This window comes from Streptomyces sp. Y2F8-2 (genome assembly GCF_014905555.1).
In the GTDB taxonomy this organism is placed as follows: Bacteria; Actinomycetota; Actinomycetes; order Streptomycetales; family Streptomycetaceae; genus Streptomyces; species Streptomyces cynarae.
The window spans coordinates 29776-54168 of sequence record NZ_BNGS01000013.1 but is presented as its reverse complement, the minus strand read 5'-3'; the positions used below and the strand labels follow the sequence as shown (position 1 = coordinate 54168).

The 24393-nt window shown below is 71.2% G+C and carries 23 protein-coding genes; 17 read left to right on the top strand and 6 right to left on the bottom strand.

Annotated elements, in window-relative coordinates:
- The first annotated feature begins 113 nt into the window (after positions 1-113).
- Together SY2F82_RS34020 and SY2F82_RS34015 are read left to right on the top strand one after the other, a co-directional pair.
- The gene (locus SY2F82_RS34020) at positions 114-1520 is read left to right on the top strand and encodes a DHA2 family efflux MFS transporter permease subunit (protein ID WP_200423118.1); all 1407 of its coding nucleotides are present in this window, start codon (positions 114-116) and stop codon (positions 1518-1520) included.
- Between the two features lie 124 nt (positions 1521-1644).
- On the top strand, positions 1645-2382 hold the full coding sequence (locus SY2F82_RS34015; RefSeq protein ID WP_236041952.1) for a class I SAM-dependent methyltransferase: 738 nt from the start codon (positions 1645-1647) through the stop codon (positions 2380-2382).
- A 71-nt stretch (positions 2383-2453) separates the two neighbouring features.
- Here the strand turns inward: SY2F82_RS34015 and SY2F82_RS34010 are convergent, their stop codons facing one another.
- Entirely contained in the window at positions 2454-3761 is a 1308-nt protein-coding gene (locus tag SY2F82_RS34010) for an MFS transporter (RefSeq protein WP_374707228.1), read from the bottom strand.
- Between the two features lie 72 nt (positions 3762-3833).
- On the opposite strand from SY2F82_RS34010, the gene SY2F82_RS34005 reads away from it, so the two are divergent.
- The 3 genes from SY2F82_RS34005 (at position 3834) to SY2F82_RS33995 (ending at position 6520) form a co-directional block, all read left to right on the top strand.
- Positions 3834-4817: a GlxA family transcriptional regulator gene (locus SY2F82_RS34005; protein WP_200422931.1), complete on the top strand. Its 984-nt coding sequence runs from the start codon at positions 3834-3836 to the stop codon at positions 4815-4817.
- Between the two features lie 296 nt (positions 4818-5113).
- Entirely contained in the window at positions 5114-5365 is a 252-nt protein-coding gene (locus SY2F82_RS34000; protein WP_200422930.1) for a WhiB family transcriptional regulator, read from the top strand.
- A 333-nt stretch (positions 5366-5698) separates the two neighbouring features.
- A complete protein-coding gene (locus tag SY2F82_RS33995) occupies positions 5699-6520 on the top strand; it encodes an RNA polymerase sigma factor SigF (protein ID WP_200423117.1) in 822 nt (273 codons plus the stop codon).
- 151 nt (positions 6521-6671) lie between these two features.
- On the opposite strand, the gene gap is transcribed toward SY2F82_RS33995, so the two are convergent.
- From gap to SY2F82_RS33980, 3 genes are all read right to left on the bottom strand, one after another.
- Complete coding sequence (gene gap / locus SY2F82_RS33990) at positions 6672-7670, bottom strand: type I glyceraldehyde-3-phosphate dehydrogenase (protein WP_200422929.1); 999 nt, start codon at positions 7668-7670, stop codon at positions 6672-6674.
- Positions 7671-7771: 101 nt separating this feature from the next.
- Positions 7772-8728, bottom strand: a complete 957-nt coding sequence (locus tag SY2F82_RS33985; protein WP_200422928.1) for a GlxA family transcriptional regulator — start codon at positions 8726-8728, stop codon at positions 7772-7774.
- A 190-nt stretch (positions 8729-8918) separates the two neighbouring features.
- The gene (locus tag SY2F82_RS33980) at positions 8919-9134 is read right to left on the bottom strand and encodes a hypothetical protein (RefSeq protein ID WP_200422927.1); all 216 of its coding nucleotides are present in this window, start codon (positions 9132-9134) and stop codon (positions 8919-8921) included.
- 347 nt (positions 9135-9481) lie between these two features.
- Here SY2F82_RS33980 and SY2F82_RS33975 point away from each other — a divergent pair, with 347 nt between their 5' ends.
- Both SY2F82_RS33975 and SY2F82_RS33970 read left to right on the top strand, forming a co-directional pair.
- Positions 9482-10177, top strand: a complete 696-nt coding sequence (locus tag SY2F82_RS33975) for a hypothetical protein (RefSeq protein WP_200422926.1) — start codon at positions 9482-9484, stop codon at positions 10175-10177.
- Between the two features lie 200 nt (positions 10178-10377).
- Positions 10378-10992, top strand: coding sequence for a sigma-70 family RNA polymerase sigma factor (locus tag SY2F82_RS33970; RefSeq protein WP_236041951.1), 615 nt, complete (start codon positions 10378-10380; stop codon positions 10990-10992).
- A 117-nt stretch (positions 10993-11109) separates the two neighbouring features.
- Here the strand turns inward: SY2F82_RS33970 and SY2F82_RS33965 are convergent, their stop codons facing one another.
- A complete protein-coding gene (locus SY2F82_RS33965; RefSeq protein ID WP_200422924.1) occupies positions 11110-11949 on the bottom strand; it encodes a class I SAM-dependent methyltransferase in 840 nt (279 codons plus the stop codon).
- A 114-nt stretch (positions 11950-12063) separates the two neighbouring features.
- Between SY2F82_RS33965 and SY2F82_RS33960 the strand changes: the two genes are divergently transcribed.
- Positions 12064-12891, top strand: a complete 828-nt coding sequence (locus SY2F82_RS33960) for an alpha/beta fold hydrolase (RefSeq protein ID WP_236041949.1) — start codon at positions 12064-12066, stop codon at positions 12889-12891.
- Positions 12892-13177: 286 nt separating this feature from the next.
- Here the strand turns inward: SY2F82_RS33960 and SY2F82_RS33955 are convergent, their stop codons facing one another.
- Positions 13178-14275: a LacI family DNA-binding transcriptional regulator gene (locus SY2F82_RS33955; RefSeq protein WP_200422923.1), complete on the bottom strand. Its 1098-nt coding sequence runs from the start codon at positions 14273-14275 to the stop codon at positions 13178-13180.
- Between the two features lie 241 nt (positions 14276-14516).
- Here SY2F82_RS33955 and SY2F82_RS33950 point away from each other — a divergent pair, with 241 nt between their 5' ends.
- From SY2F82_RS33950 to SY2F82_RS33910, 9 genes are all read left to right on the top strand, one after another.
- A complete protein-coding gene (locus SY2F82_RS33950) occupies positions 14517-15704 on the top strand; it encodes an ABC transporter ATP-binding protein (RefSeq protein WP_200422922.1) in 1188 nt (395 codons plus the stop codon).
- A gap of 15 nt (positions 15705-15719) precedes the next feature.
- On the top strand, positions 15720-16991 hold the full coding sequence (locus SY2F82_RS33945) for a spermidine/putrescine ABC transporter substrate-binding protein (RefSeq protein ID WP_200422921.1): 1272 nt from the start codon (positions 15720-15722) through the stop codon (positions 16989-16991).
- 38 nt (positions 16992-17029) lie between these two features.
- The gene (locus SY2F82_RS33940; protein ID WP_200423115.1) at positions 17030-17857 is read left to right on the top strand and encodes an ABC transporter permease; all 828 of its coding nucleotides are present in this window, start codon (positions 17030-17032) and stop codon (positions 17855-17857) included.
- Positions 17854-18702, top strand: coding sequence for an ABC transporter permease (locus tag SY2F82_RS33935; RefSeq protein ID WP_236041947.1), 849 nt, complete (start codon positions 17854-17856; stop codon positions 18700-18702). Before SY2F82_RS33940 ends, SY2F82_RS33935 begins: the two co-directional genes overlap by 4 nt.
- Before the next feature lie 88 nt (positions 18703-18790).
- Entirely contained in the window at positions 18791-19792 is a 1002-nt protein-coding gene (locus SY2F82_RS33930; RefSeq protein WP_200422920.1) for an SIS domain-containing protein, read from the top strand.
- A 119-nt stretch (positions 19793-19911) separates the two neighbouring features.
- Complete coding sequence (locus tag SY2F82_RS33925) at positions 19912-20820, top strand: PfkB family carbohydrate kinase (RefSeq protein WP_200422919.1); 909 nt, start codon at positions 19912-19914, stop codon at positions 20818-20820.
- Between the two features lie 101 nt (positions 20821-20921).
- Positions 20922-22025 carry an FUSC family protein gene (locus tag SY2F82_RS33920; RefSeq protein WP_200422918.1) on the top strand — a complete coding sequence of 368 codons (1104 nt, stop codon included), beginning with the start codon at positions 20922-20924 and terminating at the stop codon, positions 22023-22025.
- A gap of 294 nt (positions 22026-22319) precedes the next feature.
- On the top strand, positions 22320-23162 hold the full coding sequence (locus tag SY2F82_RS33915; RefSeq protein ID WP_200422917.1) for an SDR family oxidoreductase: 843 nt from the start codon (positions 22320-22322) through the stop codon (positions 23160-23162).
- A 13-nt stretch (positions 23163-23175) separates the two neighbouring features.
- A complete protein-coding gene (locus SY2F82_RS33910; protein WP_200422916.1) occupies positions 23176-24282 on the top strand; it encodes a type I phosphomannose isomerase catalytic subunit in 1107 nt (368 codons plus the stop codon).
- Positions 24283-24393: the final 111 nt, after the last annotated feature.

Below are 24393 nucleotides of genomic sequence, written 5' to 3'. Positions count from 1 at the left end.
AATTCTATGAGCACGCTCATAGTGAGTATGCTCAGTATGTGCTTCCGCTCCGCCGTCGCCCCGTCCTGCCCCGCCCCTCCCTCCGTCCCGGCCAGCGCCTGGTCGTCCCCGTCATGTGTGTCTGCGTGACGTTCATCGCGATCGTCGACGGAGCCATCACCACGGTGGCGCTCCCGTCGATCGCGCGCCAGTTCCGGCTGACCACCGCCGCCCTGGACGGAGTGGTCGTGGCCTATCCGGTCTGCCTGGCCATGGCCATCCCGGCCTCGGCCTGGCTGGTCGAACGATTCGGTGCCAAACGCGTCCTGCTCACCGCACTGTCCGGCTTCCTCGGCTCCTCACTGCTGTGCGGCGCGGCCGCCGGCCTCGGCCAACTCGTCGCATTCCGCGCGCTCCAGGGACTGTCCGCCGGGGTGCTCTTCCCCGCCTCGGCGTCCTTGCTCTTCTCCACCTTCAACTCCTCGGAGCAGGTGCGGATCTCCCGATACATGATCATCCCCCAGCAGATGGCCCCGGCCGCCGCCCCCGTACTCGGCGGCCTGCTGGTGGACCACCTGTCCTGGCGCTGGGTCTTCTACGTCAACCTGCCGGTGGGCCTGCCGGCCGTGCTGTTCGGGGTGCTGTTCCTGTCGGGGCACCGCGGCCCCCGGCCCGGCCGCTTCGACCTGCTCGGACTGCTGCTGAGCGCGGCGGCCCTGGGCGCCGTCATGTTCGGCGTCAGCGAAGGCCCCAACCGCGGCTGGTCCTCGGCCGGCGTCGTCACCGCCCTGGTGCTCGGCGCGGTCCTGCTCGCCGCCACCATCGCCTTCGAACTGCGTACCGCCGAGCCCCTGTTGAAGCTCCGCCTCTTCGCGGACCGGCTCTTCAGGGACACCAACCTCATCAATCTGGTGGGGCTGGTGCCGATCCTGGGCGCCATGTACCTGGGCCCGCTGTTTCTCCAACAGGGACAGGGCCGCACCGCCCTGGAGTCCGGCACCAGCACCTTCCCCGAGGCCTTCGGCGTCCTGCTGACCGTTCAGGTCGCCGGGGCCCTCTACGCGAGGATCGGCCCCCGGGTCATCGTCGGCTGCGGCCTGGCCGGTGTCAGCGCCGTCCTGCTCCTCTTCGCCACCTGCGACGAGCACACCGGCCTGTGGACCTTCCGCGGCTACATGTTCCTGCTCGGCCTCGCCATGGGCGGCGTCTTCATGCCGACGACGGTGGCCTCACTGGCGACCGTCGCGCGACCGGACCTGGCCCAGGCGTCCACGCTGAACACCGTCGTGCGCCAGACCGGGGGCGCCCTCGCACCGGCGGTGGTGACCATGGCCCTGGTCATGAGCACCCCCTCGGCGGCCGCGGCGGACCCGCCCGTCACCGCCTACCAGCACGCCTATCTGGCCCTGGCCGCGATCGCGGCGGTGACAGCGGTCTTCGCCTTCACGGTCCCCGACGGCCCGGCCCGCGCCGCGGCCCGCGGCACCACCGTGGCGAACCGGTCCACGCCCTTGCGGCGCCAGAGGGAGAACGCCGGCTAGGGCATCCCGCCTCCGCCCGCCCGTAGTGCCACGCCCAGTTGATCCTCCCCGGTCGGCGGCTCACCCTGGGATCGAACGGCTCCGTACGGACGGGCGCGGACACTCGGACTCGAGGAGGGGCTGCGTGGCGAGCGCAGAGAGGCAGGCCGTGGAGTTGAGCGGCGTGCCGGAAACCCTGTTGTGGAACCTCTACCACCGCGCGTACGAGGCCCGGCAGGCCAGGCCCGTGCTGGACGATCCGAAGGCCGCGGAGCTGATCGAGCGGATCGACTATCCCTTCGAGGAGACCTTCGGGCCGCCCGATCCCCTCCTCGCGCAGGGACAGGCCCTGCGGGCGCGGACCTTCGACGACGCGGTGCGGGACTTCCTCGGCAAGCACCCGGAGGGCACGGTCGTCGCTCGCCGAAGGGTTGGAGACCCAGTTCTGGCGGGTGGACAACGGGCGGGCCCACTGTCCTGGCGGGACGAGGTCGACCCCTCCCACGGCGTGCTGGTCACCGCTCAGGGACTGCTGATGTACCTACGGCCTCACCAGGTCCGGGAGCTGATCGCCGGCTGCGCCGAACGGTTTCCCGGCGGTGCCCTGGTCTTCGACGCGGTCCCGCGCTGGTTCAGCAGCCGCACGATGCGCGGCCGGCTGCGCACGGCCCGGGGGTACCAGCCGCCGCCCATGCCGTGGGGCCTGGACGCCGGAGAACTGCCCAAGGTGCACACTGCCCACCCGGGCGTCACCGACGTGCGGGAACTGCCCTCGCCACATGGCCGCGGCGGCTACTACGGCATCGTGGCGCCTGTGCTGCGGCGGCTGCCCGCCGTACGGAACCTGCGACCGACCATGACCGCCATCGCCCGCTTCGCCTGACCGGTCGGGCGACACACCGGCTTCTGCTGTCGGTGCGCTGCCACGATGGCGAGCGGGGGTGTTCGGCCCACTCATCGGTCGGCGCCGGCACGGGCCTGTTCCTGCGGCACACCGGGTCGTTCCGGCGTGCTCGCGTGGATGACCAGGCTCAGCAGCGCCGCGGCCGCGCAGGCGGCGCCCAGGCTCAGCCAGACGGGGTCGTAACTGCCGAACGCGTCGCGGGCCGCCCCGCCGAGGAAGGAGGCCGACGCCGCGCCGACCTGGTGGGCGGCGTTGACCCAGCCGAAGACGATGGCACTGTCGTCGCCGTAGAAGGCGCGGCACAGGGCGATGACCGGGGGGACCGTCGCCAGATCGAGCAGGCCGAAGAGGACGACGAAGGCCATCATCGGCGGGTCGACCGTGGCCGTCAGGATCAGCGGCAGACTCACCAGGAGCAGGCCGCGCAGGAAGAAGCAGGCGGCGAGGAGTCGGCGCGCGTCGCTGCGGTCGGTGAGCCAGCCTGAGGCGATGGTGCCCATCACATTGAAGACGCCGATGAACGCCAGGAGAGTAGAGGCGGTGGTGACCGGCATCCCGTGGTCGTGGGCGGCCGGGGCGAAATGGGTCCACATGATGCCGTTGGTGGACGCCCCGCAGATGGCGAACGCCGCGGCGAGCAACCAGAAGGGGATGCTCCGCGAGGCGCTGCGCAGAGCCGTCAGGGTGCGGCGCGCGGCACCGGGCGCCGGAGCCGGACGCGGCACGGACGTCCGGCTGCCGTAGGGGCGTTGGCCGAGGTCGGCGGGGTGGTCGCGCACCACCAGGTACACCAGGGGAGTGAGGGCGAAGGCAGCCAGGGCGAGGGTGACCAGGGCGGGGCGCCAACCGTGGTGGTCGGTGGTCCATGACAGGGCGGGCAGGAAGACCATCTGCCCGAGGACGCTGCCCGATGAGAGGACTCCGGTGACCAGGCCCCGGTGACGGGCGAACCAGCGGTTCGTCACGGTGGTGCCGAGCGTCATCGACAGCGAACCGGTGCCCAGGCCGACGAGGAACCCCCAGGAGAGCGTGAACTGCCACGCGGCGTTCATCGCGGTGGTGAGCAGGGCGCCCGCGGCGACGGCGCCGAGCGCGGCGACGACGACCCGGCGGACGCCGAAGCGGTCCATCAGGGCCGCCGCACAGGGGGCCGTGAGTCCGTAGAGGACCATGCTGACCGAGGCGGCGAGGCCGATGGATCCGCGCGACCAGGCGAACTGGTCGTGCAGGGGTTCCTGCAGGATGCCGGGCATGGTGGAGAACGCGCCGGCCACGACGATGGCTGCTCCGGTGACGGTGGCGACCCACCAGGCACGGTGGGCCGAGGGGTTTCGGGGGTTGCCGCTCATGTCTCGCATGCGGTCCATGCTTGGCGGGGCCCGTGCCCCGGAACCACTGGCCAGATGGACCGGTAGTGAAAGAATCCGGCCATGACTGTCACAGGTGGGACGGCGCACCGGGTGGTGGTGCTGGTGCGCCCGGGACTGCTGCCGATGGAACTGGGCATCGTGCACCGTCTGTTCGGGACGGCCGAGGACGACCGGGGGCGGCCGCTGTACTCCGTTGTGACCTGCGCCCCGTCGCCCGGCGAGATCCCCACGGACGCCGACTTCACCGTCAACGTGCCCTGCGGGCCCGAGGCGCTGGAGGACGCCGGCACCGTGATCGTGCCGGCCGCTGTGGAGGACTACGAGCCCCAGGCTCGCGGGCGGTTGAGCGACGACGTGCGCGCGGCTCTTGAGCACATACCCGCGACGGCCCGGCTGGCGTCCATCTGCACCGGGTCGTTCGTGCTGGCGGCGGCGGGGCTGCTGGCGGGACGGCGGGCGACGACGCACTGGAAGTCGTGCGCCGAACTGGCCGCGCTGTACCCGGAGATCGACGTCGATCCCCATGTGCTCTACACGGATGACCGCGGCATTCTGACCTCCGCCGGCGTGGCAGCCGGAATCGACCTGTGTCTGCACATGATCCGTGGCGACCACGGCGCCGACATCGCCAACGCCGTCGCCCGGCGCACGGTGGTACCGCCGCACCGCGACGGCGGACAGGCGCAGTACATCGAGCGGCCCGTCCCTGAGCCGGGGGACACCTCGACCGCCGCGGCGCGGGCCTACGCGCTGCGGCACCTTGACGAACCGCTCACCCTGGAGGACCTGGCCTGCCGGGCGGCGATGAGCGTGCGCACGCTGACCCGGAGGTTCCGGCAGGAGACCGGCGTCACCCCGATGCAGTGGCTCAGCCAGCAGCGGTTGCAGTACGCACGCCGACTGCTGGAGCGCACCGATGAGCCGGTCGACCGCGTCGCGGCCAGGACCGGGTTCGGGACGGGGACCGCCATGCGGCAGCACTTCCGCGAGTCCCTCGGCGTGTCGCCACGCGCCTACCGCAACACCTTCCGGGGTGTCGAGTGAGGGCACGCGCCCCGGCACCCCGGCGCACCCGTGCTCACGGCATTGGCCATGACGGCTGTCATAGCGAGGATGCTTTATGACAGGCGTCATAGCAAGTTGGATGCACTGATGTCGGGTGACACCCAGTCAGCTCGCCGTCGGCTTGTCCGGGCGGGTAGTTGTGAGGATTCCGCGAAGCTGTACATGCACGGCTTTTCGCCCGGTTTCATCCGTACGTCGGCAGGTGACCCGAAGGGCGTACACGAAGTACACGATTCCCAAGGGCACGGACGACTTTCGATCGCAGGTGACTTTTCATGGACAACTGGCGAGATCACGCCGCGTGCCGAGAAGAGGACCCCGACCTCTTCTTCCCGATCGGCACCACGGGTCCGGCGCTGCTGCAGACTCAGCAGGCCAAGGCGGTCTGCCGACGCTGCCCCGTGCAGGAGGAGTGCCTGCAGTGGGCGCTCGAGACCAATCAGACCATCGGTGTGTGGGGCGGTACGAGCGAAACCGAACGCCGCGCGCTGAAGCGGCGTGCGGGAGCCCGGCGCCGCTCCGGGTAGCCCGAGCGGCGCGTCAGGGTGCGCGCCGCACGCGCGACGCTTGCCGCGATCCGCAGGAGAATGGGTCCGGCCAGTGGGGGCCGCCGCGTTGCAGCGGTCCCCACGCTGTCTTCACCTCCGTACGAGACCCGCCCCCGCGGTCCCGGTGAGCGTATTGTCCCGCCGTCCGCGGTGGGAAGCCGCGGTGGGAAGCCGCGGGGGAGAGCCGTGCGCCGAAGAACGTAGGCATGTGCAGCGGGTGCCGGGGTACACGAGGCCTCGTCAGCTTGTGCAGGCAGGGAGGCCTGCTCGGATCCGGGAGGGAATCACGTGACGGCAGCGACCACGGCGACGATGGACACGCACATAGCCGGACTGCCGCAGCTCGCCGACCCGTCCGGGGTCGCACCAAAGGACGCCCGTGCGTTGTCGAAGCTGTTCTTCGACCAGTTGGCAGTGCTGGAGGAGGGTACGCCCGAGTACCAGTACGCGCGCAACACGCTGATCGAGATGAACATGTCCCTCGTCCGCTTCGCGGCGGCCCGGTTCCGCAGCCGGGGGCCGGAGGAGATGGAGGACATCGTCCAGGTCGGCATGATCGGGCTGATCAAGGCCATCGACCGGTTCGAACTCTCGCGGGAGGTGGAGTTCACCTCCTTCGCCATTCCCTACATCGTGGGTGAGATCAAGCGGTTCTTCCGTGACACCTCCTGGGCGGTGCACGTGCCGCGGCGCCTGCAGGAGGCCCGGGTCCAGCTCGCACGCGCCACCGAGGAGCTCCGCAGCCGCCTGGGCCGCGCTCCGACGGTCAAGGAGCTGTCGGAGCTGATGTGCCTGTCCGAGGAGGAGGTCATCGAGGCTCGTCTGGCGGCCAACGGCTACAACTCCTCCTCGCTGGACGCCGCCATCAACAACAGCGAGGACGGTGAGACCGCGCTCGCGGACTTCATCGGCGCCGAGGACCAGGCGCTCGAACTGGTGGAGGACTTCCAGGCGTTGGCCCCCATGATCGCCGAACTCGGCGAGCGGGACCGTCAGATCATTCACCTGCGGTTCGTCGAGGAACTCACGCAGGCGCAGATCGGCGAACGCCTCGGCGTCTCCCAGATGCACGTCTCCCGCCTGCTGTCCCGCACGCTTGCCCGGCTGCGCGAAGGCATGCTCACCACCAGTTGAGACACGCGCACTCCGGAATCCCCGCTTGACGAGCGGCCCCTGGAACGCCGCAGAGGCGGTCCAGGGGCCGCCTGGCACCGGACCGCGCCTTCACACACAGCGATGGCGGCGCGCTCCCGGCCTGGCCGGACGGTTCAGCGCGGGATACCGGTCAGCGGGTGGCGAGGAGCTCGAGCGTGTCGATCACGCGGTTGGAGAAGCCCCACTCGTTGTCGTACCAGGCGACCACCTTGACATGGCGGCCGTCGACGCGGGTGAGGGCCGAGTCGAAGATCGACGAGGCGGGATTGCCCGTGATGTCGGAGGACACGAGCGGGTCCTCCGAGTACTCGAGGATCCCGGCGAGCGGCCCCTCGGCCGCGGTGCGGTACGCCGTCAGCACCTCGTCGCGCGTCACGTCGCGGGCCACGGTCGTGTTGAGTTCGACGATCGAGCCGACGGGGACCGGCACCCGGATCGAGTCGCCGGACAGCTTGCCGTCGAGGTTCGGCAGCACCAGACCGATCGCCTTGGCGGCGCCCGTCGTGGTCGGCACGATGTTGACGGCCGCGGCGCGGGCGCGGCGGGCGTCGCGGTGCGGGCCGTCCTGCAGGTTCTGTTCCTGTGTATAGGCGTGCACCGTCGTCATGAAGCCGTGCTCGATGCCGGCGAGCTCGTCCAGCACCGCGGCGAGCGGTGCGAGCGCGTTGGTCGTGCACGAGGCGTTCGAGACGATCGTGTGTACGGCAGGGTCGTAGGCGTCGGTGTTGACCCCGAACGCCAGGGTGACATCGGCGCCGTCCGACGGCGCGCTGACAAGCACCTTCTTCGCGCCCGCGTCCAAGTGCGCGCGGGCGGCCTTGGCCGCGGTGAAGCGGCCGGTCGCCTCGAGCACGATGTCGACGCCCAGCTCCGCCCACGGCAGCTGCGCCGGTTCCCGCTCGGCGAGCACCGTGAGGCGACGACCGTCGACGACGAGAGCGTCCCCGTCGACGGTCACCGGGCGACCGAGCCGGCCGGCCGTCGTGTCGTAGGCGAGCAGCCGCGCGAGCGTGGCGGGTTCCGTGAGGTCGTTGACGGCGACCACCTCTAGGTCGCTCTCGCGTTCGAGCAAGGCGCGCAGCACATTGCGTCCGATGCGGCCGAATCCGTTGATGGCGATGCGAGTCATGAAAGTGTCCCTTCGGTCTGCCACCAGATTCCGATGCGGCAGCCGTCCGGGACAGCGGCGAGATCGCCACGGTCCGCAAGGATCGCGCCACTCGCGGCGGGCTACTCGCCCCGGGCGAAGGTGCGCCGGTATTCGCTCGGCGTGGTGCCGAGGATGCGCTGGAAGTGCAGCCGCAGATTGGCACCGGTGCCGAGACCGACATCGGCGGCGATCTGCTCGACGCTCCGCTCCGAACGCTCGAGCAGCTCACGGGCCAGGTCGATGCGGGCGCGCATGACCCACTGCATCGGCGTGTACCCGGTGTCTTCGACGAAGCGCCGCGAGAACGTGCGCGGCGACACCGCCGCATGCCGGGCGAGCGCGTGAAGGGTGAGGGGCTCGTCGAGCCGGTGCAGCGCCCACTCCCGGGTGGCGGCGAACCGCTCGCCGAGCGGCTCGGGCACGCTGCGCGGTACGTACTGCGCCTGACCGCCGCTGCGGTAGGGGGCCGCGACCAGGCGCCGGGCGGCGTGGTTGGAGGCGGCCACGCCGAGGTCCCCGCGCAGAATGTGCAGGCACAGGTCGATGCCCGAGGCGGCGCCGGCCGACGTCAGCACGCTGCCCTCATCGACGAACAGGACATTCTCGTCGACCTGGACGAGCGGATGCTTCGCCGCGAACGCCCGCGTGTAATGCCAGTGGGTCGTGGCACGCTTGCCGTCGAGCAGGCCCGTGGCGGCGAGCGCGAAGGCGCCCGTCGAGATGGCGGCGAGCCGCGTTCCCCGAGCGTGGGCGTTGATCAGCGCGTCGACGACGGCCTTCGGCGGGTCCTCGCGGTCCGGGAACCGGTAACCGGGGATGAAGACGATGTCGGCCCACGCCGGCGTGTCGAGGCCGTGGGCGACGTGGTACGACAGACCGTCCCCGCCGGTCACGAGACCTGGTGCCGCGCCGCACACCCGCACCTCGTACGGCATGCTCGCCCGGGTCGTGAACACCTGTGCGGGAATGCCGACGTCGAGCGGCTTCGCACCCTCGAGCACCAGGACGGCGACACGACGCAGACGGGAGGCGGACACGGGAACAGGGTACGCAGGCGCGGAGCTGTGGCTGTGTCCGGCCGCCGAGCAGGCCGGACAGGTGATCGGACACGACAGGTTCACGCGCAGAGGCCGGCGACGGGCGGCTCCTCCTGAGCAGGCAGGGGAGCCGACCCGAAGCGATCCGTTGCGGTGCCGGGCGACTGCGGTGCGCAGCAGGGGCGGTCGGTCAGGGCAGGGCGATGCCGTCCAGCTTGCCCGCCTTGGCGTCGTCGATGAGCGAGGAGAACTGGTCGGCGCTCATCTGGACGCGTTGGCCGAAGTCGTCGGTCAGGACGATCCGGCGGTCGGCCGAGGCGTTCGGGTCGACGAACAGCTGGGGACAGCCGCAGTTGCAGTTCCCGCAGAACGTTGCCACGGGTTCCAGGCCGTTGATCTCGGACATGCTGTTCCACCTTCTGTGGGTGCGGGGTTGCGGCGCCTCGGCATCCGGGTGTCCGGGGACCGGCCGTCGCGGGGGGATTGTCCAGGGGATACCCGGCACGGACGGCGGGGACGCACGCCCCAGGTGCGGGTGGGAGCGCGGAGACCGCAGGTGTGCTCTTGTGCTCCGGCTGGTGCCTCGATTCCGTCGAGCGGGCCGGGAACTGAACGGTGTCCGCGTCCGACTCGTAAGCCGGTTCCCGGCCCCGCGCTGTGTCCTGGATCACGCGCTTCTGCTTGAGTGGGGAGCCGGGGCGTTTTCCGTACCCACGCCTGACGAACCATGTCCGGATGCGAGGATGAGACGCCATGACGGTCGGCTGGTGTTCTCGCGCGACACGGGCCGCGGTGTTCGCGGCCGTCTGTGTGCTGCTCGCCGCCCTTGGGCACGTCACGATGTCCGGCAGCCACGTCCCCGCGTGGGCGCTGGCCGCGGGTGCCGCCGTGACCGGCGCCGTCGGCTGGTGCCTGGCGGGCCGGGAGCGCGGGCTGCCCCTGATCGTGGCCGTCGTGGTCGCCGCCCAGGCCATGCTGCACTCCGCGTTCTCGCTCGCCCAGCCGGCGGGTGCGGGACCGGCGTTCGGAAGTATGGCCTCCCCGGACATGGGTTCCCTGGCATCCATGGGGGATCACATGGGGTCCATGGACGTGGGCTCGATGCCCATGGACTCCATGGACATGCGGGCCATGGGCATGAGCCCCATGGCTCACCTGGGCCACTCCTCGGGCGGCACCTCGTCCCTGGGCATGCTGGCCGCCCACCTGCTCGCCGCGCTGCTGTGCGGTCTGTGGCTGGCGTGCGGGGAGAAGGCCGCGTTCCGCATCCTGCGGGCCGTAGCCGGACGGCTGGCCGCGCCGCTGCGGCTGCTGCTCGCCCTGCCCCTCACCCCGGACCGCCCGCGCACCCGGGTGCATCGCCGTCGCTCGCACCGGGCGCCGTGCCTCCTCCTTCTCGTCCACGCGATCACCCATCGAGGTCCGCCTGTGGGGACGGCTGTCGTCTAAAGACAGTTGGTTTCCCGAGGCCGCCGTACGCGCCTCGGGTCACGGCCGTACGCCCACGCAGGCGCCAAACGCCGTAGCGCCGAAGCGCCGAAGCGCCGTAGGGCCGTCTCCCCACTCGCCGGAATCGCCGGAACTCGCCGGACCGCCCGCACTCTCGCGGTCCGCGGTCCGGACCCCGGATGACCCGAGAAGGACTCCAGGTGAATACTCCTGCCCTGCCCACCTCGCCGGACGCAAGCAACTCAGCGGTATCGGACGACGCGTCGACGACCGCGTGGGCCCTGGCCGCCGGGGGCGGCGACACGGCCGCCATAGAGCGCTTCGTGCGCGCCCTGCACCGCGACGTCCTGCGCTACGTCGCCCACTTGTGCGGCGATCCGCAGGCGGTCGACGACCTGGCACAGGACACGTTCCTGCGCGCCCTCGGCAGCCTGCACCGCTTCGAAGGGCGGTCGTCGGCCCGTGCGTGGCTGCTTTCCATCGCCCGCCGCGCGGTGATCGACAGTCATCGGTACGCCGCCGCCCGGCCTCGCCTGTCCGATACGGCGGACTGGCAGCTGGCCGTCGAACTGGCCCAGCCGCAGGGGCTGCCCGGCTTCGACGACGGGATCGTCCTGCTGGACCTGCTCTCTTCGTTGCCGGACGAGCGCCGGGAGGCGTTCATCCTCACTCAGCTGCTCGGTCTGCCGTACGCGGAGGCCGCCGAGGTGAGCCACTGCCCGGTGGGCACGGTTCGCTCACGGGTCGCGCGGGCCCGGGCCACGCTCATGGACCGGCTGTCCGACGCGGACGAGCCCGCCGCTGTAGCGGCCTGAACCTGCGGAGGGGGTTGCGGTGCCCGCCGGACGGGTCCGGCAGGCACCGCGGCCGCGGGAACCCTTTCTCCGTGCCGTGGTCGTGCCAGGCGGACAACGCCAAGGACGACTTCGGTGTCACCGCCTGTGCGACACCCCCAATTCGATGAGGTAACGCTTGGTCACCCGGCCGCCGTACCGCCCGTCGATCAGGCCCGCGATGCACTCCAGCAGCCCGTTCCTGGCGGCTTCCGGAAGGGCCCGGTGGCCGGAATAGGTTCGCAGCAGCTCCAGATAGTCCGATGTGGTGTACGTGAGATCCCGCTCGTAGCGGCGGAAGACCGTGGGGCCGAACCGGCCGCTTCGCGCGACCTCCGCCTCGTGGTCCGAGCCGTCGATGTCGGCGGCCCCGGGAGGCCGCAGCCCGGGCGGCGTGTCCGGGTCGAAGCGCTCGTAGCAGCGCTGGACCTCGACGAAGAACTCCTCGGTGCCGCCCCTCACATGCTGGCTGCGCACCACGGCGAGCGCCCCGCCCGGACGCAGGGCGTCGGCGGCCTTGGCCGTCCGCACCGCCGGGTCGATCCAGTGGAACGCCGTCGCCGAGACGACCGCGTCAAACGGTTCCTCGGGCAGTGGCCAGCTCTCGAAGTCCGCCGTGACCACCTCCACCGCCGGGGTCCCGGCCAGGTTGCGGCGGGCGACCGCGGCCATGTGCGGTCCCGCCTCGACGGCCGTGATCCGGCAGCCCCGTTCGGCCAGAGGCACCGTCGCCTGGCCGGTGCCGCAGCCCACCTCCAGGACGCGGCTGCCGGGTCGGGCACCCGCGAGTTCCGCGAGGTCGTCGTACAGCTCCGGCGGATATCCGGGCCTGGCCCGGTCGTACAACTCCGCGTCCTCGTCGAAGGTCCGGCTCAGGCGCACCCGCCGGGAGTCCTCGGGCCTGTCGTCACGTTGCGCTTGCGTCGGGTTGTCGGGCATGCGGAGCAGGCTAGCGCTGTGGCCGAACAGGCCGACCGGGGTCGAGGGCCGTGGCTCCGACCACGAGCCGAGTCAGTCGACAGGGCAGCGGGAGTGGAGGCTTCCCTTTATCGGGTGGCACGTGGCCTGTCGTACTGCGAGCATCTGCGGATGCTCACTCTCACCGATGATCTCGGCCACCTGTCCTACGTCGTCGACGGCGACGGCGACGGACCTCCCGTCGTACTCGTGCACGCCGGCGTCGCAGACCACCGTATGTGGGACGCCATCGCGCCCGACCTGGCAGAACGGCACACCGTCATCCGTTACGACCTCCGTGGTTTCGGTGAGTCCGCACCTCCGACCGGCCCGTTCAGCGAGACCGACGATCTGCGCCGCCTCCTGGACCACCTCGGCTACGAACGTGTCCGGCTCGTCGGCGCCTCCTGGGGTGGCCGCGTGGCCCTGGACTTCGCTCTCACCCACCCCGCCCGAGTGCGCTCCCTGGCAGTGCTCGCCCCGCCATGGCGGGGATACCACTGGTCTTCGGACATGGTCGCGTACGACGAGGCGGAAACAGCGGCACTGGCTTCGGGCGACCTGGACGCCGCCGTGCGTATCAACCTGGACATGTGGCTGCGCGGGCCGGCTCGGCAGTGGGAGGACGTCGTCGTCGGACTGGCCGACCGACTCCGGGGCCCGATGAGAACGTCACTGGTGAACCAAGAGGTCGTGGGAGAGCATTCCCAAGGCGGCGCAACCGGCGACATCGCCGGCATCTCGGTCCCCACACTGGTCGGGATCGGCAAGCTCGATGTCGCCGACTTCCAGGACATCGCCCGCCGGTACGCCGCTGAGATCCCCGATGCCACCTTGGTCGAGTTCCCCACCGCCGCTCACCTCATCGCGCTGGACGCGCCGGCCGAGCTCGCCTCGGTACTGGGCCCGTTCCTCGAGCGTTAGCGCCGGATCGGGTGGTGGCCGACCAGGTGTCATGCCACCTCGGCGCCGGGTCAGACCGGAACTCGTCGAAGGCGAACCCGGTTCGACCTCTGTGGCCACGACGTCCCGAGGCCGGCCCGGGGTGACCGAACCGGCCTAGGACGCGCTGTCGGCTGTGTTCGCCGAGCCGGTCGTCAGGCGGGGAGCGCCTGGTCGCGGGTTTCGGGGGCGAGCCGGCCGTGCGACCCGGGCGGGCGCAGTGCAACGACCGCGAGCACCAAGAGAAACGACCTTTGGGGCGCCCGCCTCAGCTCTGCGGAGCCCGCAGCCGTCGTACGGAGGCGGGGACCGGGCCGGTGGACTCGCGGGCGATGTAGGTGGTGCGGAGGGTATGGCGCCGGGGACGGGGCGAGGCGCCGTTGATGCGGCGGACCAGGATGTCCGCCGCCAGGCCGCCCAGTTCCTGCACCGGCTGGCTCACCACGCTGAGCCGGGGACGGATGAGCGTGGCCCATTCCGCGTCGTCGAAGCCGATGACGGAGACGTCGTCGGGGATGCGGGCGTCCAGGTCGAGCAAGGCGTCCAGGGTGCCGAGCGTGGCCACGTTGTCGGTGGTGAACAGCGCGGTGGGCCGGTCCTCACCGGTCATGAGCTCGAGTACGGCGGAGCGTGCCCAGGCCCGGTCGTAGCCGGTGTGCCGGATCAGCTCCCCCTCGCGCGGGATACCGGCGGCACGCAGTGCCTGACGGTAGCCGGTGAGCCGCTCGGTGGTGGTCCAGATGTCGGCACCCGGCGCCAGGCGCGCGGAGTCGTCGGCGGGTGAGGCCGACGAGACGACCGCGATGCGCGTGTGCCCCGCGTCGGTGAACCGGGCCACCGCCGCCTTGGCGGCGCCCCGGTTGTCCACGACGACCGTGTCCAGCGCGGCGCCGCTCAGCGCGCGGTCCAGGAGCACCACCGGGATGCCCGCGGACACGGCCCGGTCGAGATGCTCGTGCCCGCCTGCCGCGGGCGCCACGACCAGTCCGTCCACGCGCCGCTCGATGAACAGCTGCACCGCGGCCTTCTCCTTGTCGCCGTCCTCGTCGCTGTTGGCCAGGATGACCTGCAACCCCGACTTGGCGGCCACGTCGGCGATCCCGCGCACCGCGCGGGCGAAGTAGGCGTTCTCGATGTCGGCGACCACCACCCCGAGGGTGTGCGTCCGCCCACTGATCATGCTCCGGGCCACGGCGTTGGTGCTGTAGCCGAGCTCGGCGGCGGCGGCCAGCACCCGTTCCCGGGTGGCCGCGCTCGCCGACCCGTAGCCGCCCAGGACCCGGGCGGCGGTGGCCTGCCCCACGCCGGCGTGCCGGGCGACGTCCGGGATGGTGACGCGACGAGGCGGTCGTGGCTCATTCGGCATGGCGGATCTCTTCGTGACGGCTCGGCGGACGCTGCGGAACGGGTCGATGAAATTCAGCGCCATTCAACCATTGACGGGTGACGCCCGGTCGTGGGTAAGGTACGTGCCACTTCGTTGGTAACGTTATCAATCCTTGCCCCGGGGGCCGCCCGGCCGTCCTGCGGTCGGCTCCGCCTCCCTGTCCCGCATCCCCGCACGGTCGCCCGCTCAGCCCACGCCCCGAACACCGGAGGTTCCACGGATGGCAACCGACACCCTTGCTCCGCCACCGGACCCAGGCCCGGCCATCACCCTCGTCGACGTGGTCAAGGACTTCGGCGGCACCCCCGGCGGCGCGGCCGTACGCGGCGTCAACCTGTCCATCGCAGAAGGGGAGTTCTTCTCCCTGCTGGGGCCCTCGGGCTGCGGCAAGACGACCACCTTGCGGATGATCGCCGGCTTCGAGGAACCTACGGGCGGTCAGATCCTGCTGCACGGACGGGACATGGTCGGCGTACCGGCCAACAAGCGCGACATCAACATGGTCTTCCAGTCGTACGCCCTGTTCCCGCACCTGAGCGTCGCCGACAACGTGGCGTTCGGACTGCGCCGCCGGCGCGTGCCGAAGAACGAGATACGCGACCGGGTCGAACGGATCCTGCACACCGTGGAGCTCACCGACAAGGCCGACCGCCGCCCCCGCCAGCTCTCCGGTGGTCAGCAGCAGCGCGTGGCTCTGGCCCGCGCCCTGGTCAACCGGCCCCGCGCCCTGCTGCTGGACGAACCTCTGGGTGCCCTCGACCTGAAACTACGTCAGTCCATGCAGCTGGAGCTCAAACGCATCCAGCGGGAGGTCGGCATCACCTTCATCTACGTCACGCACGACCAGGCCGAGGCCCTGACCATGTCCGACCGCATCGCGGTGATGAACGGCGGCCTGGTCGAGCAGGTCGGCACGCCCCGCGAGGTGTACGAACGACCGGCCACCGCGTTCGTCGCCGGGTTCATCGGCACCTCCAACGTGATCAGCGGGCACCTGACCGCCGTCGAGGCGGGCAACGGAGTGATCGACTTCGGCGACGGCCAGCGCATCACCGTGCCGCTGCCCGGCGGGGCGGGGCCGGGGACGGCCCTCGCACTCACCGTGCGGCCCGAGAAGATCACCCTGACCACCGGACCGGACGACGCCGACAGCGCCAGCCGCATCCGCGGCACCGTGGGAGAGGTCGTCTACCTGGGCACCTCCACCAGTTACACGGTGCACACCGGCATCGGCGCGGAGATGACCGTCTTCCAGCCCAACGACGGCACCGCGTGCGTCGCCCCCGCACGCGGCGACACCGTCTGGCTGTCCTGGACCGCCGCCCACTCCTACGTGCTCACGGCCAGGCCCGTCGCCGCCGCGACCGCCGAGTCCGCCTCGGAACCCGGATCCCTCTCCCCGCGCTGACGACAGGTCACCACCATGCCCTTGCAGCCCATTCCGTCCGCACCCCGGATGCGCGGACTGACCGAGCGCCGCTGCTCCCGGCGCGGTCTGCTGCGCGCCGCGCTCGGCGCCGCCGCGCTGGCCCCGCTCGCCGCATGCAGCGTGCCCGGCGCCCGCAAGCCCGTACCCACCACGTCCGCCGCGATCGCCGCGGCCGTCACCGACTTCTGGAGGGGGAAGAAGGCGGCGGGGAAGCTGGACTTCGCCAACTACACGCAGTACATCGACTCCGACCCGGGCGACCAGAGCAGGCACCCCACCCTGGAGGCCTTCACCCGCTTCAGCGGCATCACGGTCCACTACGACGAGCTGATCGACGACGACGCCTCCTGGTTCGGCAAGTCTCAGCCGGAGTTCGCCTCCGGCCAGGGCATCGGCTACGACCTGATGGTCGTCGGCGGCGACAGCTACCTGACCAAGTACATCGAGCTCGGCTACCTCGCCCCGCTCGACCACAGCAGGCTGCCCCACTTCGCAGCGTACGGCGGAGCCGCGTTCAAGAACTCCTCCTTCGACCGCGGCAACGTCTACACCGTGCCCTGGCAGTCCGGCATGACCGGCATCGGCTACGACCCGGCCAAGGTCGGCCGGAAGATCACCAGTTGGCAGGACCTGCTCGACCCCAAGCTGCACGGAAAGGTCGGCATGTGGAACGACGCGGTGCAGATGGGCAATGTCGCCCTGCTGGCCGTCGGCGTCGACCCGGAGACCTCCACCCACGCCGACTGGCGCAAGGCGGCGGCCTGGCTGCGCAAGCAGCGCGACGCCGGCATGGTCCGCTCCTACAGCACCGCCACCTACCAGTCCTCGCTCCAACGGGGTGACCTGTGGGCCTCGTTGGTGTACTCCGGCGACATCTTCCAGGCCAACCAGAGCGGCTCGCACCTGGAGTTCGTCATCCCCGACGAGGGCGGTCTGCTGTGGACCGACAACCTCTGCATCCCGGTGACCGCCGCGCACCCCGTCGACGCCCTGACCTACATGGACTACGTCTACCGGCCCGAGGTCGCCGCGAAGATCAGCGAGAGCGTGCAGTTCGTCTGCCCCGTCCCGGGCGCCCAGAAGGTGATCGCGCGCGACGCGGCCGCCGCCACCGGGAAGCGGCGCGCCCTCCTCGAGTCCCTGAGCACCAGCCCTCTGGTCTTCCCGACGAAGGCCGCCGAATCCAAGCTGCGCCACCTGCGCGTGCTCGACGAAGGGGAGGAGAAGCAGTGGAACGCGCTGTTCGAACCGATCTACCAGTCCTGAGGCGGCGCCGCCCCGGCACCGTCCTCGCCCCCTACCTGATGGTCCTGCCGGGCTGGCTGTGGCTGGCGGCCTTCTTCATCGCACCCGTGCTCGTGATGGTGTCGCTCTCGCTGCAGACCGGCGACTTCATCGACGGCTTCCGCCAGACCTTCCACTTCCGCACGTACGCGGACGTCGTGGAGACGTACCACGTGCAGCTCGTCCGGTCCCTGGTCTACGGGGCCGCCGCCACCACGGCCTGTGCCCTCGTCGGTTACCCGGTGGCGTACTGGATCGCCTTCCGGGCCGGCCGGCACAAGTCGGTGTTCCTCTTCCTGCTCCTGCTGCCGTTCTTCGTCTCCTTCGTCATCCGCACGCAGTCCTGGAACGTGGTCCTCGCCGACAACGGCGTGGTGCTGGGACCGCTGAAGCACCTGGGGCTGCTGCCCGACGACTTCCATGTGCTGGCCACGCCGTACGCGGTGATCGGCGGCCTGACCTACAACTTCCTGCCGTTCATGGTGCTGCCCGTGTACGTCGCTCTGGAGCGGGTGGACCCCAAGGTGATCGAGGCGTCCACCGACCTGTACGCGTCCCGGGCGCAGACGTTCTGGCGTGTCGTCCTGCCGCTGTCGCTGCCGGGGGTCTTCGCCGGAGTGCTGCTGACCTTCGTGCCCGCCTCCGCCGACTACGTCAACGCCGGCATCCTGGGCGGCCCCTCCACCACCGTGATCGGCACCATCATCCAGACCGAGTACCTCACCAACCTCGACTATCCGGCTGCCGCCGCCCTGTCGTTCGTGCTCATGGGCGCGCTGCTGCTGGCCGTGTTCGCCTACGCCCGGGCCCTGGGCACCGACGACGTGCTGGAGGCGGCCGCGCGATGACCGTGACCGAGAAGACACCGGTCCCCGCCCGGTACGCGGCCGCGACGGCGCGGCCGCACCCTGCCCCGGGCCGCCCGAGCCCCACGCTGACCCTGTACACCTGGCTGGTGCTGGCCTGGCTGCTGCTGCCGATCGCCGTGATGGTCCTCTTCGGCTTCAACGACACCCACAGCAAGGTCAACTTCACCTGGCAGGGCTTCACCCTGACCTGGTACAGGCACCTGTTCTCCATCCCCAATCTGACCGCGGCACTGGTCAACAGCCTCACCATCGCGCTGGTGGTCACGGTGGTCGCCACCCTGCTCGGCACCCCGATCGGGCTGGCACTGGGCCGCTACCGCTTCCGTGGCCGAGGCTCGGTGGACCTGCTGCTGTTCGCGGCCATCGCCGCGCCCGAAATCGCCCTCGGCGCCGCCTTGTTGTCGCTGTTCGTCGTGCTCGGCGTGCCCCGCGGCCATACGACGATCGTCATCGCGCACGTCGCGTTCTGCATCCCGTACGTCGCCATCACGGTGCGGGCGCGCCTGGCCGGGCACGACCCGACGCTGGAGGAGGCCGCCCGTGATCTGGGGGCGGGACCCTGGACCGCGTTCCGGCTGGTCACCCTGCCGATGCTGTTGCCCGGCGTGGCGTCCGGCGCGCTGCTCTGCTTCGCCCTGTCCGTCGACGACTACATCGTCACCAGCTTCAACGCCGGCCGTACGGTCACCTTCCCGCTGTGGGTGTACAGCGCCAGCCGTACCGGCGTGCCCCCGCAGGTCAATGTCATGGGAACGCTGATCTTCTGCGGCGGTCTGCTCATCGCCGGTGCGAACGTCCTGTTCTCCCGGCGCCGCGCGGTCTGACCGGCCTCCGGTCCCGCGCTCCTTCGGACACAGGCTCACCGGCGCACATCGGTGCCGGTGCGGAACAACCCTTAAGGAACCCATCATCGTGCTCTCCTTCAACGAAGCCGAGTTCGTGTCCCAGACGGAAAGCCTCATCGCGCTGCGGCCCCGGATCGAGGAAGTCGTCGACCGCCTGGTGGACGAGGGCTGCGACCAGGTCCTCCTCGTGGGCGCGGGCGGGACGTACGCCCAGATGTGGCCCTACGAACACCTCGCCCGGCGCTCCTCGCAGCTGCCGGTGCGGGCGGCCATCGCGGCCGAGCTGGTCGTCTCCGGCGACGCCCGGCTCGGTGAACGCACGGTCGCCGTCTTCACGTCCGTCTCCGGCACCACGGAGGACACCCTTCGCGCCGTCGACTTCTGCAAGTCCAAGGGCGCCCACACGATCGGCTTCACCGGCCACCCCGACTCGCCCGTCGCCCAGCACGTCGACACCGCGCTGATCTCGGCGCCCAAGGCGTGGCCCTTCGACGTCCAGATGCTGTTGTTCATGAGCCGGTTGCTCTCCCGGCGGGGCGAGTTCGAGGGCTATGAGCGGCTCGCCGGTGAACTGGCCGGCCTGCCACGCATCCTGGTGGACGTCGCCCGGCAGGCCGAGCCGGTGGCGTCGGCGTTCGCCGAGGCGCACAAGGACACCGACTACCACTTCCTCATCGGCGGCGGGAACCTGTGGGGCTTCACGTACCTGTACTCCATGTGCATCCTCGAGGAGATGCAGTGGCTGCGCACCACGCGCGTGCACAGCGCGGAGTTCTTCCACGGGTCCCTGGAGCTGCTGGAGGAGAACACCAGCGTGATCGTCTTTCAGGGGGAGGACGAGACCCGGCCGCTCACCGACCGGGCCGAGGCGTTCGCGCGGCGGGTGTCCAAGGACGTCACCGTCTTCGACACCCGCGACCACGCCCTGGAGGGCATCAGCCCCGAGTTCCGGGGGCTGCTCGCGCCGCTGGTGCTGGACACCGTGATGGACAGGGTCAGCAAGCACCTGGAGCGGGTGCGGGGCCACTCCCTCGACCTGCGCCGCTACTACCGCGTCATGGACTACTGATCCGCCGTCCCGCTTCCGCATCGTCCATCCGCCCCTCGCGCGCCGGTGTCCCGGCACCGGCGCGCCCAAGGGCGGGCGCCGCGTCCCGCACGCCGCGCCCGCCGTCTCGGGAGACCCTGATGAACGTCCTCGGTTTCGGCGACAACACCGTCGACCGCTTCGTGGACCGCGGCATCGACTACCCCGGCGGCAACTGCGTCAACGTCGCCGTCTTCGCCCGCCGCCTGGGCCTGGACGCCGCCTATCTGGGGGTGTTCGGCGACGACGACCTCGGGACGTTCGTCCGTACGGCGGTGGCGGCCCAAGGCGTGGCCGTGGAGCACAGCGTGGTGCGCCACGGCGAGACGTCTGTCTCCACTCTGTGCGTGCGGGACGGGGACCGGGAGTTCCTCGGCTACAACGGCGGTGGCGTCAGCGCCCGCGAACCGCTCACCCTGGACGCCCGCCTGATGGCCTACGCCGCCTCGTTCACGCTGGTGCACTCCAGCGTCTACTCCGGCACCGAGAGCGAACTGCCCAAGCTGGCCGCGGTCGGCCCGCTGATCAGTTTCGACCTCTCCGACGAAGACGAGTACCGAACTGCTGCCTACCTCGACCGGATCTGTCCCCATGTGGATCTGGCACTGCTGTCGTGCTCCCACCTGGACGAGACCGCCACCCGTGACCTGCTCGCCGAGGCCGTGGGCCGGGGGGCGGGAATGGCACTGGCCACTCGCGGTCTTGAGGGTGCCGTGGCGTACGACGGGCGGACCACGGCCACGGTACCGGCCCGGACCGCGGACCCGCTGTCCATGTCCGACACCATGGGTTGCGGGGACGCGTTCCTCACCGCCTTCGCCGTGTCCCTGCTCCGTGACGGCTGGTCCCGCAGGGATCCGGCATCCGGCTCGGCGCTGGAGCGCGCCCTGCGCCACGGCGCGGAAGCGGCGTACCGCCAGTGCTTCGTGGAGGCCGCCTTCGGATGCGGCCGGCCGACGGGGGCGTCGACGGCCGGCCTCCGGGACATCGGCGAGCACGTGACGGACTGACGAAAGGCGCCCGCCCCTCGGGGCGGCTTTTGCATACATCCGGTCGGGAAAGCCACACGTCCTGGGGAAGGGGCGTACTTCTGAGCCGGAGGATGGCGGCGGTGACGGGAAGCCGGTGGCGGCTCGCCGAGGTACTGGGGCGGGCCAGGGACATGAACTGGCCGCAGGCGCTGCCTTGGGCGGGGCTGCGCTACGCCCTCGGGGCCGGCGCGGTGCTGGCCGCCGCAACTGCCCTGTGGGGGCCGCGGCCAGGCATGATCGTCGCCGCGGGCGCGGTCAACGCCGGGGCGGTGGGCACCACCCCCGGGCTCTCCCGTCCACGCGCGGCCATGTGCGTGTCGCTCGCCGCGCTGGCCGCAGCGGCTTTCCTGGGCATGGTCACGGCGCGCACGCCCGCCGTATCGATCGTCGTGCTCGCCCTCCTCGGTGCCGTCGCGGGGCTCCTGGCGCGCACCGGGCAGGCGGCCTCCACGATGGGCGTGCAGGCCATGGTGGGATTCGTCACGCTGGGCCGCTCGCCGCAGCCGGTCGGCACCGCGGCACTGCTGGCCGCGGGCATCGTGACCGGCGGCCTCGCCCAGATCATGCTGGGGATGGTGCTGCGCAGGGCGACGCTCCGGGCCGCACTGCGGGCATGGTCGCGCGGACCGCGTCAGCGTGCCGACCCTCGCCGGGACCGCCCCTCGATCCGGGCGGTGCTGCGGTCGACCGGCCGGGCGCTCACGCATCCGGATCCACTGGCCCGCTGGCACGCCTTCCGACTCGCCCTGGGGCTGGCGCTCGCGCAGGCGGCCGCCGCATGGCTGCTGCCGGACCAGCGGAGTTACTGGATCACCCTCACACTGCTGAACGTCCTCAAACCGGTCTGGGTCACCACCGCGAGCCGAGGTGTGGACCGCTGGGCCGGCACCCTGATCGGGGTACTCGTGGTGGGAATCGCGGCCGATGCGGTCCAGCCGCGGGGAGCCGCCCTGGTGGCGGCGGTGGCGGTCCTGCTGTGGGGCGCGTTCACGGTGCAGCCGGTGAACTACGGGCTGTTCTGTGCATGCATCGCCGGGTACGTCCTGCTGTTTCTGCAGGTCGTGGCCGCGCCCCCGGGCGACTCCGCCCTCTGTCGCGCCGTCGACACCACCCTCGGTGGAGCGCTGGCACTGATTCTGCACGCCCGGGTCCGGCGCCCTGGGAGCCGACCGAGCCGCGAATGACGGAAGCGAGCCACGACTGACCGGAAGCGGGCCACGAATGACCGGAAGCGGGCCACGAATGACCGGGGGCGCCGAACGACCGCCACCGAACGCCCGATGATTTGAGCGGTTTCTCCGGAATGGTCCGGGGTATCCGTTCCTCCCGGAGCCCGGAGCCCGGAGCCCGGAGCCCGGAGCCCGGAGCCCGGAGCCCGGAGCCCGGAGCCCGGAGCCCGGAGCCCGGAGCCCGGAGCCCGGAGCGGCGTGGCCCCGCTCCCGCCTCATCTCCCCCCACAGGCAAGGATGTGGTTTTCCATGACGCAACCCGCGCAGCAACAGCAGCCCCCCGGCACGGAAGCGGAGATGCGGCCGAGGCCCGACCATGGGGAGCACAGCTACCGCGGGTCGGACCGGCTGGCCGGGAAGGCCGCGCTGATCACGGGCGGAGACAGCGGCATCGGTAAGGCGGTGGCCATCGCGTTCGCACGGGAGGGCGCGGACGTGCTGATCTCCTACCTGCACGAGGAGGAGGACGACGCCCGCGACACCGCGCGCTGGGTGGAGGATGCCGGCCGCAAAGCGGTACTGGTGCCGGGCGACGTGGCCGAACCGGCGCACTGCCGGGAGCTGGTCGGCCGGGCGGTTGAGGCCTTCGGACGGATCGACGTGCTGGTGAGCAACGCGGCGTTCCAGATGACCCGCGGTTCGCTGGAGGACATCCCCGACGAGGAGTGGGACCGGACTCTGGCGATCAACCTCAGCGCCATGTTCCACCTGTCCAAGGCGGCCGTGCCCCACATGCGACCGGGGTCGTCGATCATCGCCACCACCTCGGTCAACTCCGACATGCCCCCGCCCACCCTGCTGCCCTACGACGTCACGAAGGCGGGCATCGCCAACATGGTCGGCGCCATGGCGCAGATGCTGGGTGAACGGGGGATCCGCGTCAACAGCGTGGCGCCGGGGCCGATCTGGACGCCGCTGATCCCCGCGACCATGCCGCCGGAGCAGGTCGAGAACTTCGGCTCCCAGGTGCCGCTGAGCCGCCCCGGACAACCGGCCGAGGTCGCCCCGGTCTACGTCCTGCTCGCCTCCGACGAGGGCTCGTACGTCTCCGGCGCCCGGATCGCGGTCACCGGCGGTCAGCCGATCCTCTGAGGAGGCGGACCACGTGGACTGGTACCCGCTGCGGCTGACCGCCCCGGTCAAACAGCACGTCTTCGGCGGCCGCGTCCTGGCCGACCGGTGGGGCCGCGCAGGGCTGCCCGACGGCCCGGTCGCCGAGACCTGGGAGGTCAGCGACGTCGACGGCGAGGGCGCGGTGGTGACCGGGGGACCGCTGGCCGGGCGCACCCTGCGACAACTGGTCGAGGAATTTCCGCAGGAACTCGTCGGACGCGGCTGGCGCGGTGAGCGCTTCCCCGTGCTGACGAAGTTCATCGACGCCACCGGACCACTCCCGGTCCACCTGCACGCCGACGACGAAACCGCCCGCCGCCTCGAGGACCAGCCCAACGGCAAGACCGAGGCCTGGCACGTTCTGGAAGCAGCCCCCGGCGCCACCGCCCTGGTCGGCGTCAAACCCGGCGTCGACCGCGACCGGCTCCACCGGGCCCTTGTGGCGCAGGACTTCGACGCCGTCCTGCGCCGCCTGCCGGTGCGCGCCGGGCAGACCCTCTACGTCCCCGGCGGGACCCTGCACAGCTTCGGCCCCGGCACCCTCGTCTACGAGATCGAGCAGACCTCCGACATCCAGCAGCACGCCATGCGCCACCGGATGGAGGACGGCTCGCCGATCACGGACCAGGAGTGGCACACCAACCTGGAGCGGCTCCTGGAGGAGTGGCGGCCCGAGCCGCGCCCCGACTTCCAGTCCGGTCTGAGCGTGCCGGTCGACGACGGCGTGGAGCGCACCGTGCTCTGCGCCGGACCCTACTTCGCCCTGGAGCGATGGCGGATCGGCACCGCCGCGCCCCTGGTGCACGCGTTCGCCACCGGGCTGGTCCTCAGCAGCGCGGGGCCGCCCGTCACCGTAGCCACCCCGGGCGGACGCGAGCGACTGGCCCGGGCCGAGAGCCTGTTGCTGCCGGCCGCGCTCGGCCGACTGCGGATCGAAGGACCGGCCGACGTCCTGCTCGGCTACCTCCCCGACCTCGACCTGGACGTACGCACCCCACTACTCGCCGCCGGCCACGGACCCGCCGCGATCGCCGCACTCGGCGAAGGCCTGACACCCGAGGGGCCGTCGAAGCCCACCCGCCCTGCGCCCGGCGCCTGATCCGGCAGCCGAGGGCCACTGCGGCATGGTCGTCCGGCGGGCGTTGCCGGCAGCCGCCCACATGTGCCTGAGCGGATCTCGGCATACGGTGGCAGGGGTGCACGACCTCCC

What these genes read in the sequence shown, in the direction of transcription:
- SY2F82_RS34020 (WP_200423118.1), top strand. Translation starts at nt 114, where the DNA reads ATGTGTGTCTGCGTGACGTTCATCGCGATCGTCGACGGAGCCATCACC.
- SY2F82_RS34010 (WP_374707228.1), bottom strand. Translation starts at nt 3,761, where the DNA reads ATGCGAGACATGAGCGGCAACCCCCGAAACCCCTCGGCCCACCGTGCC.
- SY2F82_RS34005 (WP_200422931.1), top strand. Translation starts at nt 3,834, where the DNA reads ATGACTGTCACAGGTGGGACGGCGCACCGGGTGGTGGTGCTGGTGCGC.
- SY2F82_RS34000 (WP_200422930.1), top strand. Translation starts at nt 5,114, where the DNA reads ATGGACAACTGGCGAGATCACGCCGCGTGCCGAGAAGAGGACCCCGAC.
- SY2F82_RS33995 (WP_200423117.1), top strand. Translation starts at nt 5,699, where the DNA reads ATGGACACGCACATAGCCGGACTGCCGCAGCTCGCCGACCCGTCCGGG.
- gap (WP_200422929.1), bottom strand. Translation starts at nt 7,670, where the DNA reads ATGACTCGCATCGCCATCAACGGATTCGGCCGCATCGGACGCAATGTG.
- SY2F82_RS33980 (WP_200422927.1), bottom strand. Translation starts at nt 9,134, where the DNA reads ATGTCCGAGATCAACGGCCTGGAACCCGTGGCAACGTTCTGCGGGAAC.
- SY2F82_RS33975 (WP_200422926.1), top strand. Translation starts at nt 9,482, where the DNA reads ATGACGGTCGGCTGGTGTTCTCGCGCGACACGGGCCGCGGTGTTCGCG.
- SY2F82_RS33965 (WP_200422924.1), bottom strand. Translation starts at nt 11,949, where the DNA reads ATGCCCGACAACCCGACGCAAGCGCAACGTGACGACAGGCCCGAGGAC.
- SY2F82_RS33955 (WP_200422923.1), bottom strand. Translation starts at nt 14,275, where the DNA reads ATGCCGAATGAGCCACGACCGCCTCGTCGCGTCACCATCCCGGACGTC.
- SY2F82_RS33950 (WP_200422922.1), top strand. Translation starts at nt 14,517, where the DNA reads ATGGCAACCGACACCCTTGCTCCGCCACCGGACCCAGGCCCGGCCATC.
- SY2F82_RS33945 (WP_200422921.1), top strand. Translation starts at nt 15,720, where the DNA reads ATGCCCTTGCAGCCCATTCCGTCCGCACCCCGGATGCGCGGACTGACC.
- SY2F82_RS33940 (WP_200423115.1), top strand. Translation starts at nt 17,030, where the DNA reads ATGGTCCTGCCGGGCTGGCTGTGGCTGGCGGCCTTCTTCATCGCACCC.
- SY2F82_RS33935 (WP_236041947.1), top strand. Translation starts at nt 17,854, where the DNA reads ATGACCGTGACCGAGAAGACACCGGTCCCCGCCCGGTACGCGGCCGCG.
- SY2F82_RS33925 (WP_200422919.1), top strand. Translation starts at nt 19,912, where the DNA reads ATGAACGTCCTCGGTTTCGGCGACAACACCGTCGACCGCTTCGTGGAC.
- SY2F82_RS33915 (WP_200422917.1), top strand. Translation starts at nt 22,320, where the DNA reads ATGACGCAACCCGCGCAGCAACAGCAGCCCCCCGGCACGGAAGCGGAG.